This window comes from Paenibacillus sp. T2-29, assembly GCF_052921365.1.
In genome coordinates this window covers 776,512-792,603 of sequence record NZ_JBREVE010000002.1, presented here as the reverse complement: position 1 = coordinate 792,603, position 16,092 = coordinate 776,512, and the positions used below count along the sequence as shown (strand labels likewise).

Here is a 16,092-nt window from a genome sequence, read left to right as displayed (position 1 = left end):
AGGCTCTTCCTTTTTTTGTGAGTCTTTTGGGGAGTATGCTCCTCTATTGGGTATGGTATACTCATTTAGATGTCTATGCTTAACATATACTGCCGTTTGAACTACGTTGCTTAAACATATTATATGTGAAGAAGAAGCAAGGACATGAACAGGTTAGCTTTACCATTTTGGGACCAAAGATTTGTCCTGGTATTTATAGAGGAGTTTTTGATATGACGAATAATTTTTGGCGTGATTTGCCACGACCTTTTTTTATACTGGCACCGATGGAAGATGTGACGGATGTTGTGTTTCGCCATGTCGTAAGTGAAGCAGCCAGACCGGATGTGTTTTTTACGGAGTTTGCGAATACAGAGAGTTATTGTCACCCGGAGGGGAACAAAAGTGTACGCGGGCGTTTGACTTTTACAGAGGATGAACAGCCCATGGTGGCCCATATCTGGGGAGATAAGCAGGAATATTTCCGTGAAATGAGCATCGGTATGGCGAAAGAAGGCTTCAAAGGCATCGATATTAATATGGGATGTCCTGTAGCGAATGTAGCCGAGAATGGGAAGGGAAGCGGCCTGATCTGCCGTCCCGAAATCGCAGCGGATATCATTCAGGCCGCCAAAGCCGGGGGACTGCCCGTTAGTGTAAAAACAAGGCTCGGTTTCACTGCCGTAGATGAATGGCGCGACTGGTTAACCCATATTTTGAAACAAGACATTGTGAATTTGTCCATTCATCTGCGGACAAGAGAGGAAATGAGCAAAGTAGACGCTCACTGGGAACTGATTCCGGAGATTAAGAAACTTCGTGATGAGGTGGCGCCAGATACATTGCTGACCATTAACGGGGATATCCCTGACCGTCAGACCGGATTGAAGCTCGCTGAGCAATATGGAGTGGATGGCATTATGATTGGGCGTGGTATTTTCCAGAATCCATTTGCGTTTGAGAAGGAGCCGAAGGAACACAGCAGTGAAGAATTGCTTGAACTGCTGCGGCTTCATCTAGATCTCCATGATCATTATTCAGCACAGGAGCCACGTTCGTTCAGCCCTCTCGCCCGCTTCTTCAAAATATATGTCCGTGGATTCCGAGGGGCAAGTGAACTCAGAAACAGCTTAATGAACGCCAAATCAACAAGTGAAGTGCGTACAATGCTTGATGAGTTTGGAAGCAAGGATCATGATGAGGTAGAGGAACGTGGAAATTAAATTGCCAAGTTGGGGACGGGCTGTTAATAGGCATTAAAAACATAGGAGGATATATGTCCTGGAGTAAATTGAAGCAACAACTGGAGAGCTTCCTCTGTCCTGCGTTAGACGGTAGGGTCGAATACCGGGCAACCAGTTACCGTTATTTGCCTGATAAATCTGGAGTTTGTTATATTGCTGTAGATAAGAAGAACATACTCAATATGAATGATATCACTAGTCCAATCAAGTGGTATCAGACGGAGTTGGAAATCAAGAATGATTCCAATATCCAAGTTCCTATTAGCAATGAAGAAATTGAAACGATCAGAAAAGATACTAATGGGAACGTTCCGGAGGATCGTCTACAAGTAATTGCAAGAGGTAGAAAAATATCAGAGCATGCAAAGGAGCTTTTATCAGCACAGGCCTCATTAAGCAAGTCTAATTTTAATGTTGTAGCTAATAAGTTTTTAACTACTTCTATAGAGGACAGCTTAGAGAGTAATGATATCTTATTGAATATTCTAGCTTTAGTGGACAGACGAGTAGGAAAAAAGCGAATTTTAAACATGTCTGAGAAGATGAAGTTAAAGCATCCGATTGTGCGGTATTTTTATGAACTACGGCGTAGTACGTTATGAAAAAATAACTTTCAATGAAAAGTATTCTTTAGCCAAAACCGGATTCTCCCTGAAAATAAAGGTAGTATGATAAGAGGTTACGTAGTATTGGACAATAATCTCGATCAATCCTGTTTCTGTATTCATACCTTAAATGATAACAGGGGAGGGGAAGAAGTATGCCCAATAGTCTTTCGCTTTGTGAGAGATTTTCAAGGATTATCGGGAGGAATCAGGCCTTGCTGGCGGAAAATGTGTCTCGACAATAAATCGCAATCAAATAAGAGCTACAATTTTGAAAAAAAAGGTTTAGAGTAACATCTTCATTTTCGTTCGAATCATTAAATAAAAGAACTGGAAAAGCGCTTTATTTAGGAAGAGCGGTATTCTTAGAGAAGGAAGTCAATAAATTCATTAGGGCTATTCGTGATCAAGGTATAAAGGTGACGTTTGTTCGCAAGGAATGGCTATTCGAGCAGCCACGTTTAATTTATATCAATATTAAAGCAGTTTATAGACCACTTGTTTTCGCAAGAAAAGTCAGGATCGCATTGAATGCTGTTCGTTAGTGAGCAGTGACTGAAAAGATGGATTAAAGAATGCACTCTCCAACACGCTTTGTTCTGCTGTTTACTCAAGATATGTAGAGAGTGTGGCTTTGTTGTTCGTCATTAACAAAGATCAAAAAAAGGCGACCGAATCAGTTTAAGAAATATGGAAGCTACAACTGGTTTACGATTTTCGCGGTTAGCTTGAAAGAACATACGTCCGTGGATTGAAATTCACATCCATCGTGTTATAGTAAGGGCAGGAATATCTTACAATGCAAAGAGAGCCGTGTGCTAACACGACTTCCCGAGCAATAGCCGCTTTTAAGGGCGGTTGGCTTAACAAGAGGATATACGATCAAAGCAGACCGCGACCTTATGGGGGGGCGGTCTACTTGTGTTTATTGGATAGTAGAGCTACAATCAGCGAACCGAAGGTAAGCATCAGCATAACCGCTTCAAACACTGTCACAAGGCATCACCTCCCTTACGGGAGATTAGCCGACCGCTTATATCATCCTTTCTATTGCTTCTGCGGTTATATCATGTTGAAGATATTTTAGGAATATACTGACGCGAGTATACAATTGATACATTGATATAAATTTGATGTGAAATTAAAACAAGACCTAATATGATAGGAGATATGAAAACGACTGCTCCGGGAATAGTGGCAGGCGCGATGGCAAAGCTATTGGCTGCGTACCATCAAAGGCTTCATATATAGCTGGAAAATGTTTAATATTTCCGCTAATAATTTGAAAATATTCATCCGTTCCAGGATGGCAATGGCTGGGTTGGCAGGATCATCATGATTAAAGAATGTTTGCAGCATAATATTATGCCCTTTATTATTGACCATGAGCATAAGCTGTTTTATTATCGCGGTCTGAAGGAGTACCGTTCGGAAAAAGGATACTTGATGGATACCTGCCAGTCAGCTCAGGATCGCTATGAAGCGCAGGTAGATTATTTCTTCCCAGAGTTGAGAAACTCCGGGCACGAGCCGGAGACTCATCCGGGACCGAACCAATCGTTGTAGCTGCCTCGATAAACAACAATATTGGAGTTGTTTTTACCAAATGATGTCAATTATACTGAGCGCTTTTTGGCGCTTTTTCTTTTTCATGAAGCAGAGTTTGATTCATTTTCACAACTGGAAGTCCAGTCGTATGAGAATTTTTATGGTAAAATGATCCTAGTAATAAACTGTTATGTTTTTCAAGTGTTTGGTACATAAGTCTTATAGTCACATCCTAAAAAACAGAAGTAGGTGAACTGACATGGCATCGCAAAATTTTAACTTTTTGGCTCCACAATGGGAAGTACTTGATAAGGTAGCCGAAACAGCAGAACGTAATATCTATCAAGATCCGAATACGGCTATCTCCAAAATACGTACATTTGCTGAAACTATGGCAAAGTATATCTCTGCGTTTGAAGAAATTCGTGAGGCACACACGACAACACAAGACCATCGCTTGAAACAATTTAAATATCAGCAAATCGTACCGCGTGAAATGATCGATTTGTTTCATACCATTCGTCAGAAAGGGAATAATGCTGTTCATAATCCGGCATATGGTGATACGGATGAAGCCAAAGCCCTGCTACAGATGGCATTTCGATTGTCAGTATGGTTTATGGAGGTATATGGAGACTGGCAGTTTAAAGCACCGGCTTACCAAGAACCTACTGAAGGGAGTTTTATTTCAGAAGCTGAACTAGTAGAAATAACACAGACCTATGAAGACAAGCTTGCCCAAATGGAGGAAGAACTTGAAAGAGTTCGTTCTGAACAACTATATGTAAATGGAAAAGATAAGGAGCGAAGACGTAAACGTTCTATGAGGGCTGGTAGTAATATTCAGTTAACTGAAGAGGAAACGCGCATACTGATTGATCAACAGTTAACTGAGGCAGGCTGGGAAGTGGACTCCAAAAATCTGAGGTTTGCTCAAGGGGCACGGCCAGAGAAGGGTAAAAATCGTGCGATTGCGGAGTGGCCGCTTAAGAAAGGGTTTGCTGATTATGCTTTGTTTGTTGGTTTACAGTTTGTTGGTATCATTGAGGCCAAACGAGCAAGTAAAGATATCCCGTCAGATATCGAACAAGCTAAAAAGTATGCTCGACTTGTCGTTCCAAATGGAGATGAACAGATTTTCGAGCCTTGGGGTGATTATTTTGTCCCATTTCTGTTTGCCACCAATGGAAGACCATACTTAAAGCAGCTAGAGCAGAAGTCGGGCATTTGGTTTTTGGATGCCCGCCGCTCAACCAATCATCCACGAGCACTTCAGTACTGGTTCAAACCAGAAGAAATCAGCATTCTATTAACCCAAAATATTGAACAAGCACAGCAAGCACTCCGTGATGAGAAATTCGATTATTTACGCCTCCGTCCTTACCAGATTAAAGCCATTGAAAAGGTCGAGGAAGCTTTAGAATCCAATAAGAAAAGTGTGTTACTTGCCATGGCAACAGGAACGGGCAAGACACGAATGGCTATTGGATTAATTTATCGTTTGATCAAAGCGAAGAGATTTAACCGAATTCTTTTTTTGGTCGATCGAGAGGCGCTTGGTGAACAGGCAGAAGCTGCTTTTCGTGACAGTAAGCTTGAGAGCGCGCATTCATTTACGGAAATCTACGAATTGAAAGCCCTGAAGGACAAAAATCCAAATCCTGAGACAAAAGTTCATATTGCGACAGTTCAGGGAATGTTAAAACGTCTCTTTTACAGTCAGTCAAGTGATGACAAACCGGGTGTAGCGCAGTATGATTGTATCATTGTCGATGAAGCTCACCGGGGCTATACGCTCGATAAAGAGATGAGTGAGCTTGAAATCGAGATTCGTGACCATGCAGATTATGTGAGCAAATACCGGCAGGTACTTGAATATTTCGATGCTGCGAAGATTGGACTGACTGCAACGCCTGCGCTGCATACAACAGAGATTTTTGGTCCTCCCGTGTATACGTACACATATTCGGAAGCTGTTATTGAAGGCTATCTGATTGATCATGAGCCACCTTATCAATTTGATACGTTACTCAAGCACAATGGAATCACCTTTGACAAAGGAGCAGAAGTTGAAGTCTATGATTCTGTATCTGGTACTTTATCGCAAGAGTACTTGGAAGATGAATTGAGGATCGATATAACCGGATTTAACAAACGTGTGCTTACCGACAGTTTCAATGAAGTGGTAGTACAAGAATTGGCAAACTATATTGCACCCGATGATGATGGGAAAACGTTAATCTTCGCAGTAACCGATGATCATGCTGATAAATTGGTAAATATGTTGAAACATGAGTATGATCAACGTTATGGTAGTGTCGAAGATAGTGCGATTATGAAAATTACAGGCTCTATTGACGATCCGCTTGGTGCCATCAGACGTTTTAAAAACGAACATTATCCCAACATAGTGGTTACTGTTGACTTGCTCACAACAGGTATTGACGTGCCTAAAATTACAAACCTGGTATTTATGCGTAGAGTAAAATCCCGAATTTTGTATGAACAAATGCTTGGACGCGCTACTCGTAGATGTGACGAGATAGGCAAGGATCATTTCAAAATATTTGATGCGGTAGGTCTTTATGAGTCCTTGAAAGACTATACAGCAATGAAGCCGGTTGTCGTGAATCCGAAAATTCCAATTACACAGTTGGTTGATGAACTAGGGCATATTCCGGAGGAAAATGATCTCAAACGGTATAAAGAGCAAATATTGGCGAAAGTGCAACGTAAAAAACATCGTTTTACTGCTAGTCGTGAAGAAAATTTCAAAATGCTTGCTGACGGTCGTTCCATAGATGCATTTATCTCTTGGGTAGAGCAACTAGAGCCAAATGAATTGCAGGAAAACTTAGCCCCTTACGTGGCTCTGTTCAAATATCTGGATGAGAATCAAGATGGAGTAAATAAAGCCTATCGTTCGAACCATCAGGATGAATTTCTGGGTGTGACCCGTGGATATGGTAATGCTGACAAACCTGAGGACTACTTGCAAGGATTCGGAGATTATATCAGAGACAATCTGAATAAAATTCCAGCCCTGATGATTGTGTGTCAGCGTCCGACTGAATTGACAAGAGAAGAACTGAACAAATTGCGTGGTGAACTCGGGCAAGCGGGATATACGTTACAAAACTTGCAGACCGCCTGGCGGGAAGCGAAAAATGAAGATATTACGGCTGATATTATTGCGTTCATACGCCAGCAAGCGCTTGGTGATCCACTTGTCAGCCACGAGGAACGTGTGCGGAATGCCATGAAAAAGGTCTATGAGACGAAGGTCTGGCCACCGATTCAGAAGAAGTGGCTGGAACGGATTGAGAAACAATTGTTACAAGAACCTGTTCTTGGGCCTGATCCGGAACAAGCTTTCAACTACGAACCTTTCACAAGTCAGGGGGGATACAAGCAATTAGATCGTATCTTCAGTGGCCAGTTGAATGAAATTGTGAAAGAAATCAACACGAACTTATACAGCTATGTGAAGAAGGAGCAAGCTTAATGAATAACCGTGAAATTGTTCAAAAACTATGGAATCTGTGTAATGTCCTACGCGATGACGGAATTACGTATCACCAATACGTCACTGAATTAACTTATTTACTGTTCTTGAAAATGATGAAGGAGACGGGCCAGGATTATATTGTGACGGAAGGTTACCGTTGGGATGACCTTGTGTCCAAGGATGGCATTGAGCTGAAGAACTTCTATAAATTGTTGCTGATTGAACTCGGCGAAGCCGACAATGAACTACTCAAGGAAATTTATACAGATGCTACTTCCTATATTAGCGAGCCAAAGAATTTGGAGAAAGTCGTAAAGTCTATTGATGCACTTGATTGGTACAGTGCCAAGCAAGAAGGCCTTGGAGATTTGTATGAAGGATTGCTGGAGAAGAACGCTAGCGAATTGAAATCCGGGGCCGGGCAGTACTTTACCCCACGTGTGCTGATTGATATTATTGTACAACTCGTTAACCCGCAGGCTGGCGAGCGCTGTCATGATCCGGCGGCGGGTACTTACGGATTCATGATTGCTGCGGACCGTCATGTACGATCACAGAACGATGATTATTTTGAATTGCACGAAATCGATGTGAATTTCCAGAAGTATCAAGCCTTCTCAGGGGTGGAGCTTGTTAAAGATACCCATCGGCTTGCAACCATGAATGCACTGCTGCATGATATACACGGCCAGCTTGTACTTGGAGATACGTTATCTACCCTTGGCGAAGACATGAGAAATTATGATGTCATCATAACCAATCCGCCATTTGGAACGAAGAAGGGCGGCGAACGAATTACCCGGACCGACTTCACGTTCACAACTTCCAACAAACAGTTGAACTTTCTGCAGCACATTTACCGGGCGTTGAAGAGTAATGATAAAGCGAGGGCCGCTGTTGTGCTACCGGATAATGTGCTGTTCGAAGGCGGTACTGGTGCCGACATTCGTCGGGACTTGATGGACAAGTGTAACCTGCATACGATTTTGCGTCTGCCTACAGGGATTTTCTATGCACAGGGAGTGAAGACGAATGTATTGTTCTTTACCCGCGGTAAGTCAGATATAGGAAATACAAAGGAAGTATGGGTGTATGATCTACGGACAAACATGCCTTCCTTTGGGAAACGAAATCCATTGACCGAGAAGCATTTTGAGGGATTTGTTGCCGCCTACACAGCAGAGCACCGTAGTGAAGTTCAAGATGAGCGGTTTAATGTCTTTACTCGCGAAGAGATTGCGAAAAAAGGAGATAGCCTCGATATCGGCTTAATTGCGGATGAATCACTATCCATCTATGATAACTTGCCTGATCCGATTGAATCAGCGGAAGAAGCCGTAGGAAAGCTGGAACAAGCGATATTGCTATTGAATGAAGTGATCAATGAGCTGAAAGCAGCGGAAGGGACAGGAACGAAAGAAGATATGGTTTATTACAATGAACAGGAGCAAGAGCTTCTGCAAGTGGCTGAGGCTAGTGAGGGATATAAGGCATGAGCAAGACCAAGGAAAAGAGTATAGAAGAGTTGTTGGAAGAAGCGCTAGTACCCGAGGAAGAACAGCCTTATGAGGTGCCGGAGAATTGGATTTGGGTAAAACTGGAAAGTGTTCATGATATTATAACAGGATCAACTCCCTCAAAAAAAGTTCCACAATATTATGGTGGCAGTTTTCCAATCATTAAGCCGGGAGATCTTGACCAAGGGGATTCTGTTATTTTAGCGAGTGAATATTTAAGTGACGAAGGTAAAGCTAAAAGTAGAATTATACCAAGGAATTCTACTTTAGTTTGTTGTATCGGTTCAATAGGAAAGGCTGGATTTACCCTTGTTGATTGCACTACAAATCAACAAATAAATTCGCTTGTTGCAATTAAGAATACTGTTGTTCCAAAATATACCTATTATTTCTCGCTTAGTGAGTCCTTTAGACAAGCTCTAATTTCAAGATCATCATCTACAACTATTTCTATAATTAATAAATTTAAGATGGGCCAGATACCGTTTCCATTACCACCTTATTCTGAACAAAGAAAAATTTCCAAAGAAATTGATTCACTATTTGCGAAAATTGATGAAGCCAAGCGTCTTATTGATCAAGCGAAAGAGTCTTTTGAACTTCGGCGGGCGTCTATTTTGGATAAGGCTTTTCGGGGAGAGTTGACGAGGGAATGGCGTGAAAGTCGTCAGTGCTTTTTGGCCCAGCCTTTAAAAGATCATCTTTCCCTCATTACAAATGCACCGTATGTTCTACCACTCATATGGGATTGGGTTTATTTAGAAGATGTTTGTGATAAAATTACTGATGGAACTCACCACAGTCCTGAATCATTTCCAGTTGAAAAATATAAGTATATAACTGCGAAAAATATAAAAGAGTCAGGAATTAGTTTAGACGACATAACATATGTGCCAGAAGAAGTGCATCGAGAAATCTTTAAAAGATGTGACGTTAGATATAAAGATATTTTATATATTAAAGATGGGGCAACAACTGGAGTAGCAACTATAAACAATTTAAAAGAAGAATTTTCTTTGTTATCTTCTGTTGGTGTATTAAGAACTAAGAGCAGTATATTAAATCCCGAATACTTAGTGTATTGTCTTAATTCACCAAATATAAAAAAAATGATGCTTAATTTAATGACAGGAAGTGCAATAAAAAGATTAACTCTAACAAAAATAAAAAAGGGAATTATACCTTTACCACCAATAGAAGAGCAAAATAAGATTGTTGACATATTGAAAACACTATTCAAAAATGAAGAAGTACAAGCGAATAATATTCCAGATAAAGAGCTTGGGAGGATTAAACAATCAATTCTTATGAAGGCTTTTAGAGGTGAGCTTGGAACAAATAATTCTAGCGAGAAGAGTTCAATTGATCTCTTAATTCAGGAACTAAAAGAAAAATCTAACTGAATTCTAAAGGCATCCAATTGGTGCAAACCTGTTGGGTGCCTTAAATCTATTTGAAGGAGAGCCAGGAAGATTGACTGATCAAACACATGTTGAAGAATTATGGTCCTCGTGTAATACATTACGTGATGATGGCATTACATACCATCAATATATGAGTTAACTTATCTGTTATTTCTTAAAATATTGAAGGAAACTGAGCAGGATTATATTGTACGAGAAGGTTATCACTGGAATCAGTTAGTGCCCAAGACTGGAATCGAGCTGAAGAGCTTCTATAAATTGCTGCTACTCGAACTTGGCCAGGCAGACAATGAACTACTCAAAGAAATTTATTCAGATGCTACATCGCTTATTAGAGACCCGAGAAACTTGGAGAAAATCGTAAAGTCTATTGACGCGCTCGATTGGTATGATGTCAAGGAAGAGGGTCTAGGGAATCTTTATGAAGGTTTGTTAGAGAAATTTGCAAGTGAATTGAAGTCCGGTGGTGGGCAGTTTTTCACACCACGTGTGTTGATTGATGTTATCGTACAGTTGGTGAATCCGCAGCCTAGAGAGCGTTGTCATGATCCGGCAGTAGGGACATTCGGATTCATGATTGCTGCTAATCGGTATGTACGTGTACAAACTGATGATTATTTTACGTTGGCTGAAACTGATGTGAATTTTCAGAAGTATCATGCTTTCTCCGAGGTGGAACTTGTTAAAGATACTCACCGACTGGCAAGGATCAACGCGGTACTACATGATATACATGGTGAACCTGAACTTGGAGACATATTATCTTCATTTGACGAAGAAATGGAGGATTATGATGTTATAATGATTAATCCACCATTTGGACCAAAAAAATGGAGGTGAACGAACTAGTCGGAATGATTTTACATTCACGACTTCTAATAAACAACTTAACTACTTACAGCATATTTACAAGGATTTGAAAAATAATGGTAATTTTCGGGCGGCTGTTATTGTACCCGATACTGTGTTGTTTGAAGGGGGGAGCGGTACTCAAATTCATATGTATATGAAGAAACAGGCGGTAGGTTAGAGGATTGGGATCCGTTGTTACTTTCTTACTTCGAGCCAGGGAAAACAATAGGAATTATTTGCGAAGTAAAAACAGGTCTCAACTTTAACACCAATAAAATTTTTCAAGATTATAATGTGAATAAGTCTGTCCAAAGAATTGGATTTACGAGTAACGAGTTAGATTACCAAGAAATTTTTGATAACTCTATGGTTAGTTTTGGAGATTATCAGATAGCCAAGCTGCTAGTAACAAGAAAACTTGATAATCCCAAAAGTGATTGCTTACATATCAAAATGGTTCACATTAGAAGTTTCCTACGGGAAAGGATGCATAAATATATGGACCGGAAGTTGGGAGACCGTATGTTTTTTTCTTCTTCATTACTTCAATATTTAATATGGGATGAAAGTTTAAAAATGAATCGGTGAGATTCAAAAAGTGGTTCTTCTTCCGTGCTGAATACGAAAGATGTTTCAAAGGATATGCATAAAAGGAACGGTCTTGCTTTTTAGATGCTTCTTTAATCTGGAATTTAAAGTTTTCCCTATCATGCCGATAAAGAAAGGATAAAGTTACTTTTTCACGAACTATGTCTAATATAGCCAATGTACATTCTTGGAGGAATACCATGTTACCCAACGAACTTTCTAACATTTTCCGAAATAAACAAAAGTCTTATAAGATGGTTCTGATCCTGTCCCTCATCAACGAATATGAAGAGAACCACAATCTAGTATTTCCGCTCAACAAAATTGCTGAGCGTTTTTTGGCTTATTACCGACATCATAGCAGTCCAGAGAATCCAGTGGATGCCCCGCCGCAGAGAGAAGCTTCAAACTGGAATGATTATACGTTAGCTCAGACGAAGACACTGCTTAAAACACCGATAGATGCGTTATCATCGATACTTGAATTCAACAACGATCAGCAAGCCATTACTTTTAAGTCATTCATTACGAATGAGCTTAATGACAATGTAATTCAGGAATTAAAAGCATATGCGCAAAATGAGTTAGATAGCTACAATAATCAACTGACATCTAACGAGATAGGAGCCGCCTTTTCACTGCAAAATACTTTAACTGAAATTTTAAATAGTTACCTACACGCCAAAACACAAACTTTTGCTAATCATCCCTTAGGTGTGCTGTTTCGACAAACTATACCGGAGCAACTAAGGAAGCTGCCCTTTATTGATAATAACTATAAAATCCAAGGCTCTATTGGTCAGGGCAACTGGGCTAACATACCCTGGATTGCTATCATGGATAAGCGAATTACAGGAACAACACAGCAAGGGCAGTATATCGTTTATTTATTTTCAGAGGATATGAGGAATGTTTATCTGACTTTAGCCCAAGGGGTGACCCTTCCTATCAAGGAATGGGGCAGGAAAGAGGCCTACCAATATTTCGAGCAAAAGGTCACCGAAATGCGAGATCAGCTTCCACTTGAAAGCATGCAAAAGGATGATAACATCCACCTGACAACAAGCGGTTTAGGACGCGATTATCAAGTATCCACGGTGGCTTATATGCGTTATGATCAGGGCTCTATTCCGAATGATGAGCAATTATTGGCCGATTTAGAAAATGTAATGAATAACTATAAGCTTTACGTGGACAGCCTGACACAAGAGCCAGTAGAAGAGAATGAGCCTATTTTCGAATATGAGGAGCTAGGGCCATTGGATCCATTAACGGTATCGCCGCGAGTTGAGCAAATCAAAGCTTATATCGAGCAAAGAGGATTTCATTATCCAACGGGGCTAATTGAGAACCTGTATTTATCTCTGAAGACTAAACCATTCGTCATTCTAGCCGGAGTATCGGGTACAGGCAAAACGAAGCTTGTTAAGCTATTTGCTGAGGCACTTGGTGCGACTGGGAGTAATCATCAATTCACGTTGATTCCAGTAAGGCCGGATTGGAGTGATCCGTCTGATCTTTTGGGCTACAAAGATTTATCAGGAGTTTTTCGTCCGGGCCGTTTAGCGGAAGTGTTGGTAGAAGCCTCACAGCCAGAAAACCGACATAAGCCTTATTTTATATGTCTGGATGAGATGAATTTGGCTAGGGTAGAGTATTATTTTAGTGATTTGCTGAGTATCATCGAAACCCAAGAATGGAATAACAATCGAATTGTGACTTCACCGTTAATTAACCGAGATTCCTTAAGGTCAGAGGATCAGTCGATCTATGGGGGTCTATATTTGCCAGATAACATGTATTTGATTGGAACAGTCAATATGGATGAGACTACGCATCCTTTTAGCAAAAAGGTGTTAGATCGTGCCAATACGATTGAATTTAACTACATTAATTTACAGCAGTATCCAAACGATCATCGGACAGAGCAACAAGAAGTGATAGTGGCCGAAAATCAATTTTTACGCAGCGAGTATTTACAGTTAGTGGACGTGTACAGGGATTATAGTGATTTGGTACATAAAACGACAGAGAAACTCGTGAAGATCAACCATATCCTAGAAGAGATTCATGCCCAGGTCGGATTTCGGATTAGGGACTCCATTTGTTTTTATTTGGTGTATAATCAACGGTTTCAATTACTTACTGAGGATGAAGCATTTGATTTGCAGCTTCTTCAAAAAATACTTCCGCGTGTCCAGGGTAGTAGCTTATCTGTGAAACGGGTGTTACTGCAATTGATGCAAGGAGCGCTAGGGAAGTCTTTAGTAGTAAATGATCTTATTGAAGATGCTTCAGGCCTCTATCAGAAATGGAGCTCCAGTCAAGGAGAAGAAGATGCAAAGCATCCTCAAACTGCTAGAAAAATTGCCTTCATGTTACGGAGGTTGGATGAAGATGGATTTACCTCATATTGGCTCTCTTAGTCAGAGTGTTGAGCTTCTTCGTGTCGAGACGAATCTGTTTAATTTATATATTCAAGGCAAGCCGTTTCATCCGACCGTGGAGTTTTTACAGCTTCACCGCACCGAGGAAGGGAAATGGGTGGATACCTCATTGCAGGTGTCTACTCTGTCCGCGGTTCTATCTATTGAAAAGGTATCTGTATTTACTCCTCAATTAGGCGAATTGTCACCATGGCAAACAGGTGACCCAAGCTACCCGATCTTTTTCGAAACGCAGCCTTATGAGCTAATTATTGAGAAAAAGCAGGATATAGCGTTAACCTTTCACCATGAGAATGTAAACTTACGTCAAGCGATTAAGCCCCTGGGTAAAACTATTTTATCCGGTATTCTGAACTTTCAAAATGAAGTCGGACTATCCGATTTGGAGCTAAGATATAATGGGCAGCCGATTTGTCAGCTTCAGCTCGAGATATTTCCAGCAAAGATGGATTACAAAAGTGATTACCAAATGATCCTGAAAGATGTGAACCAGCAGATTTATAATCTATCCTTTGACTTTTTACGAAAAACCTACAATCTGACGGGTCTAAAAGAGACACGTAATCAAAGTCTAACTGAGTTTTTTACCATCCTTCAGCATGTGTTCAACCAGCTTGTTCAAGCTGTGGAGCGGATTAAGGCTTCTCCGCATACTAAGCTAGTGAAAGAGGAGCGAATTGTAGAAGCTGCTCGAGCGAAGAGGGGGGGCAAAGAGAACGTTCCTTTTATAACTAAACGTCCCCATCTGTTAGTGTCGGATGAGAGGCTTGGCTTTGTACTGTTAAACAACCAAGGCTATTACCCAAGTCATGTATTGGAGACGAAACGGCAAATTAGCTACAACACGATGGAGAATCGCTTTGTACGTTGGGTGCTGCTCCGTATTTCGAGCAAGTTGAAGGATATAAAAGCACGATTGATGAAAAAGGGTCGCTTACAAGATCCCTTGCTAGCGAAGCGGTTGGAATTTATGCAAACACAAATAAAGCGTCTATTGAACCTGGATTTTCTAAAGGTTGGTGAAATGAGGCAATTGTCGATCTCTTTGGTGTTACAAATGGCACCGGGGTATCGGGAAGTGTACCGAAATTATTTGATGCTTATGAAAGGCTTGTCCATTCAAAATGACCTCTTCCGTATTTCCATGAAGGACTTAGCACAGCTATATGAATATTGGTGTTTTCTTAAAATCCATGATCTTCTTAGCCGGAAGTATGAGCTTCTCACCCAAGATATGATTAGGGGTGATCGCAGGGGCTTGTTTGTAACCCTAGATAAAACACAGAAAGCCAAGATGGTATATCGAAACCCGGTCAATGGGGAGGTATTCACCCTTTACTACAATACATTACCTAAAGGCGATCATAGCGAAACACTGGGGCAACAGCCGGACAATGTTCTTACACTGAAGAAAAATGAAGCTGCAGTGGAATATAAGTATATCTTTGATGCCAAATATCGCTTGAATCCTGGGTATGAGGGGACGTCGTATTTCAGAAATTACAAGATGCCGGGTCCTGAGGAAGATGACATCAACACGATGCATCGCTATCGGGATGCTATAGTGTACACAGATGCACATAACCGGGAGCTGGAACGAAGCATGTTTGGTGCTTATGTGTTGTTCCCATATCATGATGAGGAGCGGTTTCAAAAACATAAATTTTACAAAAGCATTGAGTTAATTAATGTTGGGGCATTTCCATTTTTACCGAACTCAACAAAGCTGATGGAAGCTTTCTTGGATGAGATTATCATGGATAGTCCTGAGAAAGCCTATGAGCGTTCTACCCGGCCGCGGGGGACGAAGAGTTATTATCAGAATAGAATGAGCGGCAAAAATGTTATGGTTGGTTCGTTGCGGGAAAAGGTGCAGTTAGATTTAGCATTAAAGCACGGATTTTACCATATGCCCTTGGAAAATATCTCTGACCACAAAATATTAACACAGATAAAATATGTTGCTCTTTATCAATCACGAAGTAAGTTTTTATCCACAGGCGAAACCGGGATTCACTGGTATGGGAAAGTGGTTGACTGGAAGGTAATGCGGCGTAAAGAAATCACTGAACGTCCTTACAGGCGAGGTACGGAAGATAAACTATATGTGAAATTTACGGTGGAGAAATGGATGAAGAGGGACAAGCCGATTGTTTCTGGTGGACGAGGAATTTATACGGTGCTGTATACATCGAAGTATATGTTTGACCGTGCAGCGGAGATTGCTGAACTCAAATTGGAAACAGAAGAGGACCTGGTGCAGTGGCGCGAGCAGAGACGTTTAGGTACAGTTAAAGTGGATTTGAATCATGAGCAGGTAGACTTGGCTAGTAAGGTGTTGGGGGTCCGACTTAAGGAGTGAGGAAAGCATGCAAAAAAG

General features: G+C 40.9%; 8 protein-coding genes and 3 pseudogenes. 10 read left to right on the top strand and 1 reads right to left on the bottom strand.

Annotated elements, in window-relative coordinates:
- Positions 1 to 212 precede the first annotated feature (212 nt).
- The 3 genes and pseudogenes from ACU1JV_RS09145 (at position 213) to ACU1JV_RS09135 (ending at position 2,373) form a co-directional block, all read left to right on the top strand.
- Positions 213 to 1,202 (top strand): tRNA dihydrouridine synthase, encoded by a 990-nt coding sequence (locus ACU1JV_RS09145; RefSeq protein WP_413985601.1) that lies wholly within the window; start codon positions 213 to 215, stop codon positions 1,200 to 1,202.
- A 53-nt stretch (positions 1,203 to 1,255) separates the two neighbouring features.
- Positions 1,256 to 1,825 carry an SF0329 family protein gene (locus ACU1JV_RS09140; protein ID WP_413985602.1) on the top strand — a complete coding sequence of 190 codons (570 nt, stop codon included), beginning with the start codon at positions 1,256 to 1,258 and terminating at the stop codon, positions 1,823 to 1,825.
- 158 nt (positions 1,826 to 1,983) lie between these two features.
- Positions 1,984 to 2,373 (top strand): annotated as a pseudogene (locus tag ACU1JV_RS09135) (DUF1259 domain-containing protein).
- A gap of 370 nt (positions 2,374 to 2,743) precedes the next feature.
- Here ACU1JV_RS09135 and ACU1JV_RS09130 read toward each other — a convergent pair.
- The gene (locus ACU1JV_RS09130; protein ID WP_434954074.1) at positions 2,744 to 2,818 is read right to left on the bottom strand and encodes a putative holin-like toxin; all 75 of its coding nucleotides are present in this window, start codon (positions 2,816 to 2,818) and stop codon (positions 2,744 to 2,746) included.
- A 294-nt stretch (positions 2,819 to 3,112) separates the two neighbouring features.
- Here ACU1JV_RS09130 and ACU1JV_RS09125 point away from each other — a divergent pair.
- The 7 genes and pseudogenes from ACU1JV_RS09125 to ACU1JV_RS09095 form a co-directional block, all read left to right on the top strand.
- A pseudogene (locus ACU1JV_RS09125) lies at positions 3,113 to 3,394 on the top strand (hypothetical protein); the annotation flags it as partial.
- Between the two features lie 241 nt (positions 3,395 to 3,635).
- Positions 3,636 to 6,881 (top strand): type I restriction-modification system endonuclease, encoded by a 3,246-nt coding sequence (gene hsdR, locus ACU1JV_RS09120; RefSeq protein WP_413985603.1) that lies wholly within the window; start codon positions 3,636 to 3,638, stop codon positions 6,879 to 6,881.
- Positions 6,881 to 8,380, top strand: coding sequence for a class I SAM-dependent DNA methyltransferase (locus ACU1JV_RS09115; protein ID WP_025364072.1), 1,500 nt, complete (start codon positions 6,881 to 6,883; stop codon positions 8,378 to 8,380). Before hsdR ends, ACU1JV_RS09115 begins: the two co-directional genes overlap by 1 nt.
- The gene (locus tag ACU1JV_RS09110) at positions 8,377 to 9,804 is read left to right on the top strand and encodes a restriction endonuclease subunit S (protein ID WP_413985604.1); all 1,428 of its coding nucleotides are present in this window, start codon (positions 8,377 to 8,379) and stop codon (positions 9,802 to 9,804) included. Before ACU1JV_RS09115 ends, ACU1JV_RS09110 begins: the two co-directional genes overlap by 4 nt.
- A gap of 70 nt (positions 9,805 to 9,874) precedes the next feature.
- Positions 9,875 to 10,855: pseudogene (locus ACU1JV_RS09105) on the top strand (N-6 DNA methylase).
- 610 nt (positions 10,856 to 11,465) lie between these two features.
- Complete coding sequence (locus ACU1JV_RS09100; RefSeq protein WP_413985605.1) at positions 11,466 to 13,691, top strand: MrcB family domain-containing protein; 2,226 nt, start codon at positions 11,466 to 11,468, stop codon at positions 13,689 to 13,691.
- Positions 13,663 to 16,074, top strand: a complete 2,412-nt coding sequence (locus ACU1JV_RS09095) for a DUF2357 domain-containing protein (protein ID WP_413985606.1) — start codon at positions 13,663 to 13,665, stop codon at positions 16,072 to 16,074. The genes ACU1JV_RS09100 and ACU1JV_RS09095 overlap by 29 nt, the downstream gene beginning before the upstream one ends.
- Positions 16,075 to 16,092 lie beyond the last annotated feature (18 nt).

Coding starts and splice junctions, on each gene's coding strand:
- ACU1JV_RS09145 (WP_413985601.1), top strand. CDS start 213: ATGACGAATAATTTTTGGCGTGATTTGCCACGACCTTTTTTTATACTG.
- ACU1JV_RS09140 (WP_413985602.1), top strand. CDS start 1,256: ATGTCCTGGAGTAAATTGAAGCAACAACTGGAGAGCTTCCTCTGTCCT.
- hsdR (WP_413985603.1), top strand. CDS start 3,636: ATGGCATCGCAAAATTTTAACTTTTTGGCTCCACAATGGGAAGTACTT.
- ACU1JV_RS09115 (WP_025364072.1), top strand. CDS start 6,881: ATGAATAACCGTGAAATTGTTCAAAAACTATGGAATCTGTGTAATGTC.
- ACU1JV_RS09110 (WP_413985604.1), top strand. CDS start 8,377: ATGAGCAAGACCAAGGAAAAGAGTATAGAAGAGTTGTTGGAAGAAGCG.
- ACU1JV_RS09100 (WP_413985605.1), top strand. CDS start 11,466: ATGTTACCCAACGAACTTTCTAACATTTTCCGAAATAAACAAAAGTCT.
- ACU1JV_RS09095 (WP_413985606.1), top strand. CDS start 13,663: ATGGATTTACCTCATATTGGCTCTCTTAGTCAGAGTGTTGAGCTTCTT.